Source organism: Pseudomonas sp. TTU2014-080ASC (genome assembly GCF_001446935.1).
In the GTDB taxonomy this organism is placed as follows: domain Bacteria; phylum Pseudomonadota; class Gammaproteobacteria; order Pseudomonadales; family Pseudomonadaceae; genus Aquipseudomonas.
In genome coordinates this window covers 37,148-50,697 of record NZ_LKKK01000015.1, presented here as the reverse complement: position 1 = coordinate 50,697, position 13,550 = coordinate 37,148, and the positions used below count along the sequence as shown (strand labels likewise).

Here is a 13,550-nt window from a genome sequence, read left to right as displayed (position 1 = left end):
AAGTTAAGAGGTTAATACCAAATGGAACTGATCCTGCTGGAAAAAATCGCCAACCTGGGCAACCTGGGCGATAAAGTAAAAGTTAAGGCTGGTTACGGCCGTAACTACCTGCTGCCGCAAGGCAAAGCCACCGCCGCTACCGCTGAAAACGTTGCTGCGTTCGAAGCTCGTCGCGCTGAGCTGGAAAAACTGGCTGCCGATAAGAAAGCCGCTGCTGAAGCTCGCGCTGCTCAGCTGGCTGAACTGGAAGTCACCATCACTGCTACTGCTGGTGATGAGGGCAAACTGTTCGGCTCCATCGGTACTCACGACATCGCTGACGCTCTGACTGCTTCCGGTGTTGAAGTGGCCAAAGCTGAAGTGCGTCTGCCGAACGGCACTATTCGTCAAGTTGGCGAATACGATGTTGCTCTGCACCTGCACAGCGACGTTGAAGCAACCGTTAAGGTTGTTGTGGTTGCTGCCTAAGCAAACCGCAGTCTGGGCTTGCACTCAGGTGTGAGCCCGCTAACATCGGGCACGGCATTGCGAGAGTGATGCCGTGCCCTTTGTTTTTATTAAGCAGTAAGTTATTCAGGACCTTATGAACGAGATCAATCTGCCGGAACAGTACGACCTGCAAACATCTTCGCTGAAGGTGCCACCGCACTCGATCGAAGCTGAACAAGCGGTGCTGGGCGGTCTGATGCTCGACAACAATGCCTGGGAGCGGGTGCTGGATGCAGTGTCTGATGGTGATTTTTATCGGCATGACCATCGGCTGATCTTCCGTGCCATCTTCAAGCTTGCAGAGCGTAACCACCCGTTTGACGTTGTGACCTTGTCCGAGCAGCTGGACAAGGAAGGGCAGTTGGCGGAAGTCGGTGGTTTGGCTTATCTCGGTGAGCTGGCAAAAAACACCCCTTCGGTTGCCAACATCAAAGCCTACGCGCAGATCATTCGTGAGCGCGCCACGTTGCGCCAATTGATCAGTATCAGTGGTGAGATTGCTGATAGCGCCTATTCGCCTCAGGGGCGAACCGGTGAAGAAATTCTGGATGAAGCCGAGCGACTGATTTTCCAGATTGCCGAGGCTCGTCCAAAGACAGGCGGTCCGGTTGGTATTAATGACATCTTGGTGAAAACCATCGACCGCATCGACGAGCTGTTCAATGCAGGGGATGCGATTACAGGTTTGTCTACCGGCTTTACTGACCTGGATGCACAGACCAGCGGCCTACAGCCCGCCGACCTGATTATTGTGGCGGGTCGTCCCTCGATGGGTAAAACCACATTTGCCATGAACTTGGTGGAAAACGCCGTTCTGCGTACTGATAAGGCGGTGGTTGTGTTCTCACTGGAGATGCCCGCCGACTCTATCGTGATGCGTATGCTGGCTTCTTTGGGGCGGATCGACCAGACCAAAGTGCGTGCGGGGCGGTTGGATGATGACGATTGGCCGCGTCTGACTTCGGCAGTTAACCTGCTTAATGACCGTAAGTTGTTTATCGACGATACCGCGGGTATTTCGCCATCAGAAATGCGTGCACGTACCCGACGCCTGGCGCGTGAGCATGGTGAGATCGCTCTGATCATGGTCGACTACCTTCAGCTGATGCAGATCCCGGGATCAAGCGGCGACAGTCGGGTAAACGAGATCTCTGAGATTTCCCGCTCCCTAAAGGCACTGGCTAAAGAATTTAACTGCCCGGTGATTGCGCTGTCGCAGCTAAACCGCTCTCTTGAGCAGCGCCCAAACAAGCGTCCGGTCAACTCCGACTTGCGTGAATCCGGTGCGATCGAGCAGGACGCCGACATCATTATGTTTGTGTACCGGGATGAGGTTTATCACCCCGAGACCGAATACAAGGGGGTGGCTGAAATCATCATCGGTAAGCAGCGTAACGGCCCGATCGGTACGACCCGGTTGGCGTTCTTGGGGCGCTACTCGCGTTTCGAGAACCTTGCACCGGGCATCTATCAGTTTGATGAGGACTGATCGGCGGGGCCAAACATACCGTGCCAGATCAATGAAAACGGGCGACCAGTGGTTAAACTGGTCGCCCGTTTGCTTTGAGGATGAGTATTTATGCGCCCATTAGCCGCCACCATCAACCTTGCTGCAGTCCGTCATAACGCTTCGGTCGTCAGGCGTTGTGCGCCAGGACGGAAGATTTTTGCGGTGGTGAAGGCTAATGCATATGGCCATGGTGTACGGGAGGTTGTCACCGCACTGCATGATGATGTGGAAGGGTTTGCTGTTGCCAGCCTGGAGGAGGCCGCTGAGGTACGGGCGCTACATGCCGGTGCCAGGGTGATGTTGTTGGAGGGCTGCTTTGCTGCGGCGGAATATCAGTATGCGGCCCAGCTTGGCCTGGATGTGGTGGTGCACAGCCCGCGTCAGCTTGAGCAGTTGCTCGAGAGTAAGTTACCGCGCCCGCTGAATGTCTGGTGGAAGCTGGACAGTGGCATGCACCGTTTGGGCTTTGCCGGGGAGGCGGTGCGTGCGCTGTATCCGCGCATGCAGGCGGCGGAGCAGGTGGCTGAGTTGAATCTTATCAGTCACTTAGCTTGTGCCGATGAGCGCGGCTGTGAGCAGACTGAGGATCAGCTGGAGGCTTTTCTAGGTCTGCTTGATCTGAACTTTGCACAGCGCTCCCTTGCCAACTCGGCAGCCATTCTGACCATTCCGGCTGCGCACATGGACTGGTTGCGGCCTGGGATCATGCTGTATGGGGCCAGCCCGTTTGCAGATATCTCCGCAGCCGAACTGGGTTTGCGTCCGGTAATGACCTTGCAAGGCGAGCTGTTGGGTTGTCGGGATGTGTCGGTTGGCGAGTCAGTCGGTTATGGCGCGATCTGGAAAGCTCAGCGGCCGTCGCGAATCGGGACGGTCAGTTGCGGTTATGCTGACGGTTATCCCCGCCATGCACCTTCAGGCACGCCGGTGTGGGTGAGGGGGCAGTGTGTGCCGCTGGTTGGGCGGGTTTCGATGGATCTGTTAAGTGTGGATCTGACTGATGCACCTGATGCGCAGGTCGGTGACACGGTTGAGCTGTGGGGCCAGCATCTGTCAGTAGACGAGGTAGCCAGAGCTGCCGGAACCATTGGATATGAGTTGTTGAGTAAAGTCACTTCGCGTGTCACGCGGCGCTATTTTGCGAACTGAGTAGCGGGCATCAATTGAGTGCTGCATGGGAAACTTCCTAAGTGTCCCGATTTAAGACCTGGCACGAATTACTGGCTGGGTCGTGTTGTCAGGGTGTGGGGAGCGTCCCATTTAGAGTGAGTGTGGGGTTTAGGTACTCCGGCGAGCAGACTAGATTCGCTGCGCCCAATTTGGGCCATAAATGCACGCTAAGGAGTAAGCATGAAAAGCATTTTGTCTACAGCAGCACTGGTTTCCGCTCTGGCTCTGACTACAGGCTGCACCAGCCTCAACGTCAGCCAGCCGATCGCCCCGGTTGCCGGCGCTGTAAAAACTGACCTGAAAGCAGACGTGACTGTTGGTGAGACCATCCGTGGTCAGTCTCAGGTCAACATCCTGTTCGGTGTTCTGAAATTCGGTGGCGACAGCCAGTTTGCTGACGGCGTAACTTACGGCGCTGAAAGCGGTGGCGGCATGAGCCTGGCTGCGTTTGATCCGGTTTCCTCGGTTAAGTCGGCTGCTGCTTACAAAGCCGTTAAAGGTTCCAATGCTGACCTGATCGTAGCGCCGCGCTACGAGGTCAACGTCAAGGATTACTTCATCTTCAAGAAAGTTGACGTAACCGTGACCGGTAACAAAGGCACCATCAACAATATTCGTTGATTGGTGTGAGGGTGGGGCCTAGCGCCCCGCCTACTGCAGACTCTCCGTTTACCTTCGCTGGGCCCTCTACTGGCCTGCTGCTGGCTCTCCAAGGCCAATCCCCTAGTTCTCCCCTGATCTGAAACAAGCACTAGACTTATCCAAGTGTTAAGGTCGGATTTGGTCAAAATTTGTGCTATATTCCGCGCCCGCTTTTTCCCTCCTTGTTTGTTATCGCCGGTCACTTCCCCATGTCCATGCCAGTCGCCAAGCCATTGTTTGATTATCCCAAGTACTGGGCCGAGTGCTTTGGTCCTGCTCCGTTCCTGCCGATGAGCCGGGAGGAGATGGATCAATTAGGCTGGGATTCGTGCGACATCATCATCGTGACCGGTGACGCGTACGTTGATCATCCATCCTTCGGTATGGCCATTATCGGGCGTTTGCTTGAGGCTCAGGGCTTCCGTGTGGGCATCATTGCTCAGCCGAACTGGCAGTCGAAAGACGACTTTATGAAGCTGGGTGAGCCGAACCTGTTCTTCGGTGTGGCCGCCGGCAACATGGACTCGATGATCAACCGCTACACCGCTGACAAGAAAATGCGCTCGGACGATGCCTATACGCCGGGCGGTTTGGCCGGTAAGCGTCCGGATCGCGCCAGCCTGGTCTACAGCCAGCGCTGCAAAGAAGCCTACAAGCATGTACCAATCGTGTTGGGCGGTATTGAGGCTTCGCTGCGCCGGATCGCTCATTACGATTACTGGCAAGACAAAGTCCGCAACTCGATTCTGATCGACGCCTGCGCCGATATTCTGTTGTACGGCAACGCCGAGCGGGCAATCGTTGAGGTGGCGCAGCGCCTGTCTTGGGGCGAGAAGGTTGAGGACATCACCGATGTGCGCGGTACTGCGTTTATTCGTCGTGACACGCCGAAGGGCTGGTACGAGGTGGATTCGACCCGCATCGATCGTCCGGGCAAGGTCGATAAAATCATCAACCCGTATGTAAATACTCAGGACACTGCGGCCTGCGCCATCGAACAGGAAAAAGGTCCGCAGGAGGACCCTAACGAAGCTAAGGTTGTGCAGATTCTGGAAAGCCCGCGCATGACCCGCGACAAAACCGTTATCCGCCTGCCATCCATGGAGAAGGTACGTAATGACGCGGTGCTGTACGCCCACGCCAACCGTGTCCTGCACTTGGAAACCAACCCTGGCAACGCTCGTGCGTTGGTGCAGAAGCACGGTGATGTGGACGTCTGGCTGAACCCGCCGCCAGTGCCGATGACCACTGAAGAAATGGACTATGTGTTTGGCATGCCTTATCAGCGTGTGCCGCACCCGGCGTACGGCAAGGAGAAGATTCCGGCCTACGAGATGATCCGTTTCTCGGTCAACATCATGCGTGGTTGTTTTGGCGGCTGCACCTTCTGTTCTATTACTGAGCACGAAGGCCGGATCATTCAGAACCGTTCGGAAGAGTCGATCATTCGCGAGATCGAAGAAATCCGTGACAAGGTGCCGGGCTTTACTGGAGTCATTTCCGACCTTGGCGGGCCTACGGCGAATATGTACCGCATCGCTTGTAAGAGTCCGGAGATTGAATCCGCGTGCCGTAAGCCGTCCTGCGTCTTTCCGGGCATCTGCCCGAACCTGAACACCGACCATTCGTCGCTGATTCAGCTGTACCGCAGTGCCCGTGCATTGCCGGGTGTGAAGAAGATTCTGATTGCCTCCGGTCTGCGTTATGACCTGGCAGTTGAGTCGCCGGAGTATGTGAAGGAGCTGGTGACCCACCACGTCGGTGGTTACCTCAAGATTGCGCCGGAGCACACCGAGGAAGGCCCGCTGACCAAGATGATGAAGCCGGGCATCGGTACCTATGACCGCTTTAAGCGCATGTTCGAGAAGTATTCGAAAGAGGCCGGCAAAGAGCAGTACCTGATCCCGTACTTTATTGCTGCGCATCCGGGCACGACTGACGAAGACATGATGAACCTGGCGCTGTGGCTTAAGTCCAACGGCTTCCGCGCTGATCAGGTGCAGGCGTTCTATCCGTCGCCGATGGCCACAGCTACTGCGATGTATCACTCAGGTAAGAACCCGCTGCGTAAGGTTTCGTATAAGAGTGACGGTGTGACCATCGTTAAGAGTGAGGCTCAGCGCCGTCTGCACAAAGCCTTCCTGCGTTATCACGACCCTAAAGGCTGGCCGATGCTGCGTGAAGCCTTGTTGCGCATGGGGCGTGGGGATTTGATTGGCTCAGGCAAGCATCAACTGATTCCGCTGCATCAGCCTGCTACTGACAGCTATCAGAGTGCCCGTCGCAAGAACTCCACACCGGCAGGCAGCAAGAAGGTTGGTAAGGACACTACCCGTATCCTGACTCAGCACACCGGCCTGCCGCCGCGTGGCAGTGATGGCAGTAAACCGTGGGATAAGCGTGAGCAGGCCAAGGCCGCCGCTGAGGCGCGTAATCAGCAGGCTGCGAGGGAGCGTGCAGGGGCTGGTAAGAAAACGGGCAAGAAACCGAGCCGTAAGCCCGTCGCTCCACGCTGATTATCGAGACAATAAAAAACACCAGCCTTGAGCTGGTGTTTTTTATTGGGTATTACTCTCTCAGACTGTGCCGTAGCGTTTGTAGGCTTCAATGGCCAGGCCAGTGCCGATGCTGCCGAATGTATTGCCTTCAACATGACGGGCATTGGGCAGCATAGCTGCCACGCTCTGGCGCAGAGCTGGAATACCGCTGGAACCGCCGGTGAAGAACAAGGTATCGACCTGCTCAAGGCCGACACCCGCCTGCTTGAGCAAATCGGTAATGCTGGCACGAACGCGCTCCAGCAAGGGTTCGATGGCGTTCTCGAACAGCGGGCGAGTGAGGTCGGCGCTGAGATTGCTCTCGATACGCCCCAGGTCTATCGGTCGGGTCGCTTGTTCGGTCAGGGCGATTTTGCTTTCTTCCACTTCCATTGCCAGCCAGTGGCCTTCACGGCGCTCGATCAGCTTAAACAGGCGATCGATGCCGGTCGGGTCGACAATGTCGTAACGCATGCTCTGCAACTGGCGCTGGGACTGTGCGGAATATACTGCGTTGATGGTGTGCCAGGTGGCCAGGTTCAGGTGCGTGCTGGTTGGCATCGGAGCGTCGCTTTTCATCCGGCTGCCGTAACCGAACAACGGCATGACGCCAGCAAGCGACAGCTGTTTATCGAAGTCAGTACCACCAATATGCACACCGCCGGTGGCGAGGATATCGCTTTGGCGATCGGCTACGCTGCGTCGTTCCGGGGCCAGACGTACCAGAGAGAAGTCAGACGTGCCGCCGCCAATATCCACAATCAGTACCAACTCTTCACGCTCAATGCCGGACTCGTAGTCAAAGGCAGCCGCGATGGGTTCGTACTGGAAGGAGATATCTTTGAAGCCGAGCTTGCTTGCGACCGCGATCAGCGTGTTCTCGGCTTCCTGATCCGCTTCTTGATCGTCATCCACAAAGAACACGGGACGCCCCAGTACGACCTGTTCAAACGGGCGATCGGCAATGGCTTCGGCACGGGCTTTGAGCTCGCCAATGAAGAAACCCAGCAGGTCTTTGAACGGCAGGGCGCTGCCCAGAACGGTGGTTTCACTTTTAAGCAGTTTGCTGCCCAGCAAGCTCTTCAGTGAGCGCATCAGGCGTCCTTCGTAGCCTTCCAGGTATTCGTGCAGAGCCAGACGGCCGAATACGGGGCGGCGTTCTTCGGTATTGAAGAAGACTACGGAGGGCAGGGTGATCTTGCCATCTTCGAGTGGAAGTAGGGTTTCTTCGCCTGGGCGCAGCCAGCCAACGGTGGAGTTGGAGGTGCCGAAGTCGATCCCACAGGCGCGGGCTGGGAGGTTGAGGGGCATGCAACGCATCCTGAAAAAACGGCCGCGCATTCTATGCGAGTGCCGCGCGTAATGCTGCCCCTATTATCGCCTGAGAGGTGTTATTTCCCTTCTGGCGAATGGCGGCGTACCTGCCATTGCGACCATTCGAAGCCGAGTACCACCAGCAAGGAAAGAGCAAACGGCAGGAGTAGGTAGAAGCCTCGGAAGACGATCAGGGCGGCCAACACGTCAGAGGTCGGAATCTCTGGCAGAGCGGCCAGGAAGGTGACTTCCAGGACACCGAGACCGCCCGGTGCGTGCGACAGCAGGGCGAGTGAGAACGATGCCAAAAACACCCCGAAGATGACCAGATAGCCGGGATTGGTTTCAGCGGGTAGCGCGTAGTAGATGATCGCTGCTGCGCAGGCAAGCTCCAGTGGGCCCGCGAGCAATTGGCGGCTGACGATCCTCAGGCGCGGGTACTCCAGGTGGAACTTTTTCCAGCTCCAGGGTTTGAACTGCAGCCAGGAACCGAGCACGTAGAGGGCTACCAGCAGGAGCAATATGGCACCGATGACTTCGGAAACCCGCGGTGAAATATCGGCAACGCGCTGGATCAGATCAGGCTCAAGAACCAGGACGCAGCCACCCGCGAGGATCGTGCCGAGGGCAAAAGTAAATGAGCAGAAAACGATCAGAATGCCGATTTCCTGCGGCGTCAGGCCCTTGGTGCGGTATGCGCGATAACGGACCAGTGCGCCGGAAAAGACTGAAGCACCGATGTTGTGTGCCAAGGCGTAGGTGGTAAACGAGCAGAGACTGATAAAGCGCCAGGAAATTTTTTTGCCCAGATGGGACAAGGCTATGCGGTCATACCAGGCCAGCGCACAGTAAGCACCCAGTGTGGCTGTTGCTGCGAGAATCCAGTTATGACGGGGAATGGCCCGCAGGCTGTCGGCGATTTCTTCAAGGGAGATGTTGCGGACTTCGTGATACAGGAGATAGCACGACAGCAGGACTGCACCGAGACCCACAAGGGTCCAGATCAGGTCGCTCCTTTTCATCACTGGCGTAACTCCTTAACAGGGTGGCGATCATTGCATGCAGCATTGCTTCCCGAACTGTTAACTCCGGAAGGGATAGGTAAGCGGCGTATAGAGGGAGGTGTAGCGCTTGCCTTGGATGTAAAAATCGCTGCCGTACTTGTAAACATAGACTTGCGTTGATTTCGCGCGAGGGGCGCAGTATCCCGGAGACGCGGCGTCAGCTCAACCTCCTGTGTTTGTAATGGCGTTACGGAGTGTGTCTTTTTACAACGAGATGATTCATGTCATCCCAAGCGTAATCAGGGCCAGCGCGATATAGCGGGTGGTCTTAGCTGCGCCAACCAGCAGCAGAAAAATTCCCAGACGTTCCCTCATCAGGCCGGCTACCAGTGTCAGCGGATCGCCGAAGATTGGCATCCAGCTTAGTAACAGTGACCAGCGGCCGAAGCGGTGATAAAAACGCTGTGCCTTAAGTAGGCGCTCTTCACTGACTGGAAACCAGCTGCGGTTGCGAAAGCGCTCAAGGTAGCACCCTAGCCCCCAGTTGATCAGTGAGCCGAGAGTGTTGCCAAGGCTGGCAACGGCCACCAGCAGCCAGACGCTGTATTGCTCTGAAAGCAGCATGGCCACTAGCACCGCTTCTGACTGCAGAGGCAGAAGGCTGGCGGCTGCAAGCGCAGAGAGGAATAGGCCCGCGTAGGCGGAAAAGATCAGCACTGGTCAGGCTGCTTGGGCGAGTGCTTAGCGCTCTGAGTCTGGATGCTGATCCTGATTGGCCATTACTTCTTCCAGCTTGAGTCCGGTCAGGCCGCTGATGGTGCGCCACAAATAGTAAAAAATGCCCATCAGCATAATCATGGACGGGATAGCGATCATTGGGTAACTGAGCAGGTTCATACGTCCCAGTTCTTCGTTGAACGCCTCGCTTCCTGCCGGGCTGATCACGATCCACTTGGCCAGCGCGTAGTTCATGGCCGAGGAGAAAAAGAAGGTGCTGCTCAGCCAGTAGGTGGCCTTAAGCAGGCGGTTTTCAAACTGTGCGGTGTTGCCGGTTTCTTCCAGGCGCTGTTGGATCCTGTCTACATTCAGTACGTTCTTGTTGTACAGCATGGTGCGGATCAGGGGATACCGGGTGTAGGTGGATACCAGTACGGCGATACCGATCAGGCCAGGTACCGCGGCCTCTTTGATGGCAAGCCACTGATTGTCGAGTTTGAGCAGGCCGATACCGCCGGTCATCAGCACACTGATCAGGCCCAGTAGGGCGATGAAGTTGAACTTGCGGTACTTGACCAGTTCGAAGCAGCCCCAGCCAAGCGGGAATGCCAGAGCCAAAACCAGAGCACCATCGGCACCGAGGTTTTGTTCGCCGCTGAGCTTCATCAGAATCACGGATGGAATCAGGATGCTGATCAGCAAATCCATCATCGGACGTGGTTTGTGGGTCGGTGTGCTGCTGGGAGTGGTTTCGGTCATATTAGTCAAATGGCGGTAAAGGGGGGGCGATGATCGCTTGATCGGGATGTATCTGCCAGCCCGACAGTTATTGGAGTTCTAAAAAGGTTGTTTAGACCATACTTTGATCTGAGTAGCTCCTGCAAAACGGATGAACGGTTAATCTGTCAGGCTTCATCTGAAGTCGCTGATGTTAGATTGAACGCGTATAGATGTTCCATATCTGCATTCTTCCAGGACATTTCATACGAATTTGGTGGGGTTACGTGTTGGATAGGTGTCTTAGTCGATGGGCGGCAAGCATACTGACCGGGTTGGGCTTATTGCTGCTGGTTAGCGGCGCAAGCTCGGTGGCGGCTGCAGAATTACGCCTGTTTACAGAGGAATACCGGCCACTGAGTTACACCGAGGATGGTCAGCTCAAAGGTATGGCGGTTGAGGTGGTGGAGTTACTGCTGCAGCGCGCTGGCGTTGCCGGAAAAATCGAGCTGGTGCCCTGGACGCGCGGTTACCACCAGGTGCAAAGCGAAAGCGACTTGGCTCTGTTCCCAGTTGCCCGTACGGCCAAGCGCGAAGATCAGTTCACTTGGGTCGGTCCAATCGCGGTGAGTCGCACCGGTGTCTACACCAAACGTAACAGCGGTCTGCACTTGAGAAACCTACAAGACCTAGAGGATCAGGGTGTCACCGCTGTCCCCAAACTTTGGTACACCTATGAGTACCTGTCCGATATTGGTCTTAAAGGTCTTTACGCTGTGCCTACGCCGCGTCACGTGGCGCGGATGTTCAAACATGGCCGCATCGGCGTGTTAGTCACTACGGATATGGTGTTGGATGACCTGCTCGCTGAGGAGGGCATGAGTCGTGACGAAGTCGAGCTGCAGTTCCATATTCTCGATTCGTACACCTATATTGCGTTCTCGTTGGATACCAGTCCTGCACTGATCCAGCATTTGCAGAAGACAATGGACCAGATTAATCGTGATGGCACGCTGGAGCGCATCCACCGCCGCTGGTTCACTGAACCCTATCTGGTGCCGCTAGCTCCACCTTGATCGTCCATGCCCCGTCAAAGCTGACCATAAATTCGGTCAGCGGTCGGGATTGCGCCGCTATGAAAGGCGCGAGTAAGCAAAGTGGAGGATTATGTAGTCTTACTACATATCAAAAAAATGTCGTCCGGCTAGCCTGAGTCCGGCGCGTCCTTGCGTTAGGGTGTATGTCATGCAGAAAATTTCTCCCCATCAACTTCGTGCGCAGTTTCGCGCGTTGCTGGCGGGTAATCGGTGTCACAGTGCTGCGTCTGTTTTCGACCCAATGGCTGCGCGTATTGCGGCTGACTTAGGCTTTGAAGTCGGTATTTTGGGCGGTTCGGTTGCTTCTTTACAGGTGCTGGCGGCTCCGGACTTTGCCCTTATCACCCTGAGTGAGTTTGTCGAACAGGCTACCCGCATCGGTCGGGTCAGCCGCTTGCCGGTGATAGTCGATGCTGACCATGGCTACGGCAATGCGCTGAATGTCATGCGTACGGTGGTTGAGCTGGAGCGGGCTGGTGTTGCTGCGCTGACCATTGAAGACACGCTGCTGCCGACTCAGTTTGAGGGCAAGTCCACTGATTTGATTTGCATTTCCGAAGGGGTTGGCAAAATTCGAGCGGCAGTCGAGGCGCGGATTGATCCTGACTTGGCCATCATTGCGCGGACTCACGCCGGGGTGTTGAGCACGGCAGAGGTGATTGAGCGGATTCAGGCTTATGCCGCAGCTGGCGCCGACGCCATCTGCATGGTTGGTATCGAAGATTTCGAGCATCTTGAGTTGATCGCCAAAACAGTAGATGTGCCGTTGATGCTGGTCACCTACGGTAACCCCAAACTGCGTGATCCTGAGCGCCTGGCCGCGTTACGGGTGCGGGTCGTGGTGGATGGGCATGCGGCTTACTTTGCGGCTATCAAAGCCACCTACGACTGCCTGCGTGAACAGCGTGGGGTTGATGCCAGCGAGCTGAGCGCGTCCGAGCTGGCTAAAAAGTACAGCCTGCCCGAGGCCTACAAATCATGGGCCGACGCCTTTATGAAAGTTCGCGAGTAAACCGCAGGACTTGAGCTTTTTCCTAAGCTCATGCATACCTAGCAGATCATGACTGTGGGGCGGGGAGGTGTCGCATGGCAGGCGGTTGGGCAAGTGATGGCGCGGTTCAGGAGCAGATCGACAGCAGCATTGAAGATGCTGTAGCCCGCGCTCGCAGCCAGTTGCCTCAGGGTGAGAGCCTGACTCACTGTGAGGCTTGCGACGCTGCAATTCCTGAGGCCCGGCGTAAGGCCGTTCCCGGTGTGCGGCTATGCGTTAGTTGCCAGGCGGAGCAGGATCGTCAGCAGGTGGCCAGCAGTGGCTACAACCGCCGCGGCAGTAAAGATAGTCAGCTGCGCTGAGGGTGGTGGCCACACATGCCCAGCTGGCAGCATCGTCTGGTGGTTTTGTGGCTTCGGCTAAGCAGGCGCAAGCGCATCTACGCCAGCATTGAGGGTTTACATTCCGGTATCCGCCAGACCCGCCGCGCCGGGCCGGCCCTGCCAGGGCGGCGTATGTGCGCGCAGCTGGATGTGACCTTCGAGCTGGTCGGGACTCACCCGGTCTATCACCTAGCTCCCAAACAGCCACGTGCTCAGGCTCCACAGGTGTTTTATCTACACGGCGGTGCGTATGTGCGCCCGATTACCCGTCACCATTGGCGGCTGTTACGGGAGCTGGTGCTGGATACCGGCTGCCACATCAGCGTACCGCTCTATCCGCTGGCGCCAGAGGGTGATTGCGAGCAGGCGCTAAATGTTGTCCGACAGGCGTGGGATCGTGCCCAACAGCGCGTCGGCACACAGGCATTGTTACTCGCGGGGGATTCTGCAGGAGCCGGGCTGGCGCTGGCCCTGGCGATGGATTTACGTGAGCGGGCAAGACCGCGGCCTGCTCATTTACTGTTGATCTGCCCCTGGCTTGACCTGACCTTGCGCGAGCCGCACAGCGCCGCCCAGCTGCGGCGTGATCCAATGTTGGCGCGCGACGGAGCGGCTGAGGCGGCGCGTCTATATGCCGGTGCGCTGGCTCTTGAGCATCCTTGGGTCAGCCCTATATTTGGTGATTTTCAGGGCTTGCCCGGCATGACGGTGTGGAGTGCTGGTAACGATCTGATTGGCTCCGATGCGCTGCGTCTGGCTGAGCGTGTGCGGGAGCAGGGCGGTACGCTGGATCTACACGTTGAACCGGAGATGATTCATGTCTGGCCGCTGCTGCCGACCCCAGAGGGGAGGCAGGCCAGAAGTGTGATCAAGTCGATTGTTGTACGGTAATCGCCCGGTGACGTTCGTACAGGTGTGTAGCAATCTGTTACTTAAAGTGACACTCGGGTAACATTCTTAGCCTGCTAATTATTCGTAT

13 protein-coding genes are annotated in these 13,550 nt (G+C 56.5%); 9 read left to right on the top strand and 4 right to left on the bottom strand.

Translation table 11 applies throughout. The features are described 5' to 3' along the window. The first annotated feature begins 21 nt into the window (after positions 1–21). From rplI to AO726_RS18960, 5 genes are all read left to right on the top strand, one after another. On the top strand, positions 22–468 hold the full coding sequence (gene rplI / locus AO726_RS18980) for a 50S ribosomal protein L9 (RefSeq protein WP_058069678.1): 447 nt from the start codon (positions 22–24) through the stop codon (positions 466–468). 115 nt (positions 469–583) lie between these two features. Beyond that, entirely contained in the window at positions 584–1,978 is a 1,395-nt protein-coding gene (gene dnaB, locus AO726_RS18975; RefSeq protein WP_058069677.1) for a replicative DNA helicase, read from the top strand. Positions 1,979–2,068: 90 nt separating this feature from the next. After that, complete coding sequence (alr, locus tag AO726_RS18970; RefSeq protein ID WP_058069676.1) at positions 2,069–3,148, top strand: alanine racemase; 1,080 nt, start codon at positions 2,069–2,071, stop codon at positions 3,146–3,148. Between the two features lie 201 nt (positions 3,149–3,349). After that, positions 3,350–3,790 (top strand): hypothetical protein, encoded by a 441-nt coding sequence (locus AO726_RS18965; RefSeq protein ID WP_058069675.1) that lies wholly within the window; start codon positions 3,350–3,352, stop codon positions 3,788–3,790. Between the two features lie 236 nt (positions 3,791–4,026). After that, complete coding sequence (locus AO726_RS18960) at positions 4,027–6,327, top strand: YgiQ family radical SAM protein (RefSeq protein ID WP_058069814.1); 2,301 nt, start codon at positions 4,027–4,029, stop codon at positions 6,325–6,327. A 60-nt stretch (positions 6,328–6,387) separates the two neighbouring features. Here the strand turns inward: AO726_RS18960 and AO726_RS18955 are convergent, their stop codons facing one another. The 4 genes from AO726_RS18955 to AO726_RS18940 form a co-directional block, all read right to left on the bottom strand. Continuing rightward, on the bottom strand, positions 6,388–7,659 hold the full coding sequence (locus AO726_RS18955) for an Hsp70 family protein (RefSeq protein WP_058069674.1): 1,272 nt from the start codon (positions 7,657–7,659) through the stop codon (positions 6,388–6,390). Between the two features lie 80 nt (positions 7,660–7,739). Continuing rightward, a complete protein-coding gene (locus tag AO726_RS18950) occupies positions 7,740–8,684 on the bottom strand; it encodes a lysylphosphatidylglycerol synthase transmembrane domain-containing protein (protein ID WP_177330573.1) in 945 nt (314 codons plus the stop codon). Positions 8,685–8,945: 261 nt separating this feature from the next. Beyond that, positions 8,946–9,383, bottom strand: coding sequence for a YqaA family protein (locus AO726_RS18945; RefSeq protein WP_058069672.1), 438 nt, complete (start codon positions 9,381–9,383; stop codon positions 8,946–8,948). 24 nt (positions 9,384–9,407) lie between these two features. Next, positions 9,408–10,142, bottom strand: coding sequence for a VC0807 family protein (locus AO726_RS18940; RefSeq protein ID WP_058069671.1), 735 nt, complete (start codon positions 10,140–10,142; stop codon positions 9,408–9,410). A gap of 302 nt (positions 10,143–10,444) precedes the next feature. Between AO726_RS18940 and AO726_RS18935 the strand changes: the two genes are divergently transcribed. The 4 genes from AO726_RS18935 (at position 10,445) to AO726_RS18920 (ending at position 13,462) form a co-directional block, all read left to right on the top strand. Continuing rightward, positions 10,445–11,176, top strand: a complete 732-nt coding sequence (locus AO726_RS18935; protein ID WP_241492148.1) for a substrate-binding periplasmic protein — start codon at positions 10,445–10,447, stop codon at positions 11,174–11,176. Positions 11,177–11,345: 169 nt separating this feature from the next. Further along, positions 11,346–12,209, top strand: a complete 864-nt coding sequence (locus AO726_RS18930; RefSeq protein WP_058069670.1) for an isocitrate lyase/PEP mutase family protein — start codon at positions 11,346–11,348, stop codon at positions 12,207–12,209. Positions 12,210–12,283: 74 nt separating this feature from the next. After that, entirely contained in the window at positions 12,284–12,550 is a 267-nt protein-coding gene (locus tag AO726_RS18925; RefSeq protein WP_058069669.1) for a DksA/TraR family C4-type zinc finger protein, read from the top strand. Between the two features lie 15 nt (positions 12,551–12,565). After that, positions 12,566–13,462 carry an alpha/beta hydrolase fold domain-containing protein gene (locus AO726_RS18920; RefSeq protein ID WP_058069668.1) on the top strand — a complete coding sequence of 299 codons (897 nt, stop codon included), beginning with the start codon at positions 12,566–12,568 and terminating at the stop codon, positions 13,460–13,462. Positions 13,463–13,550: the final 88 nt, after the last annotated feature.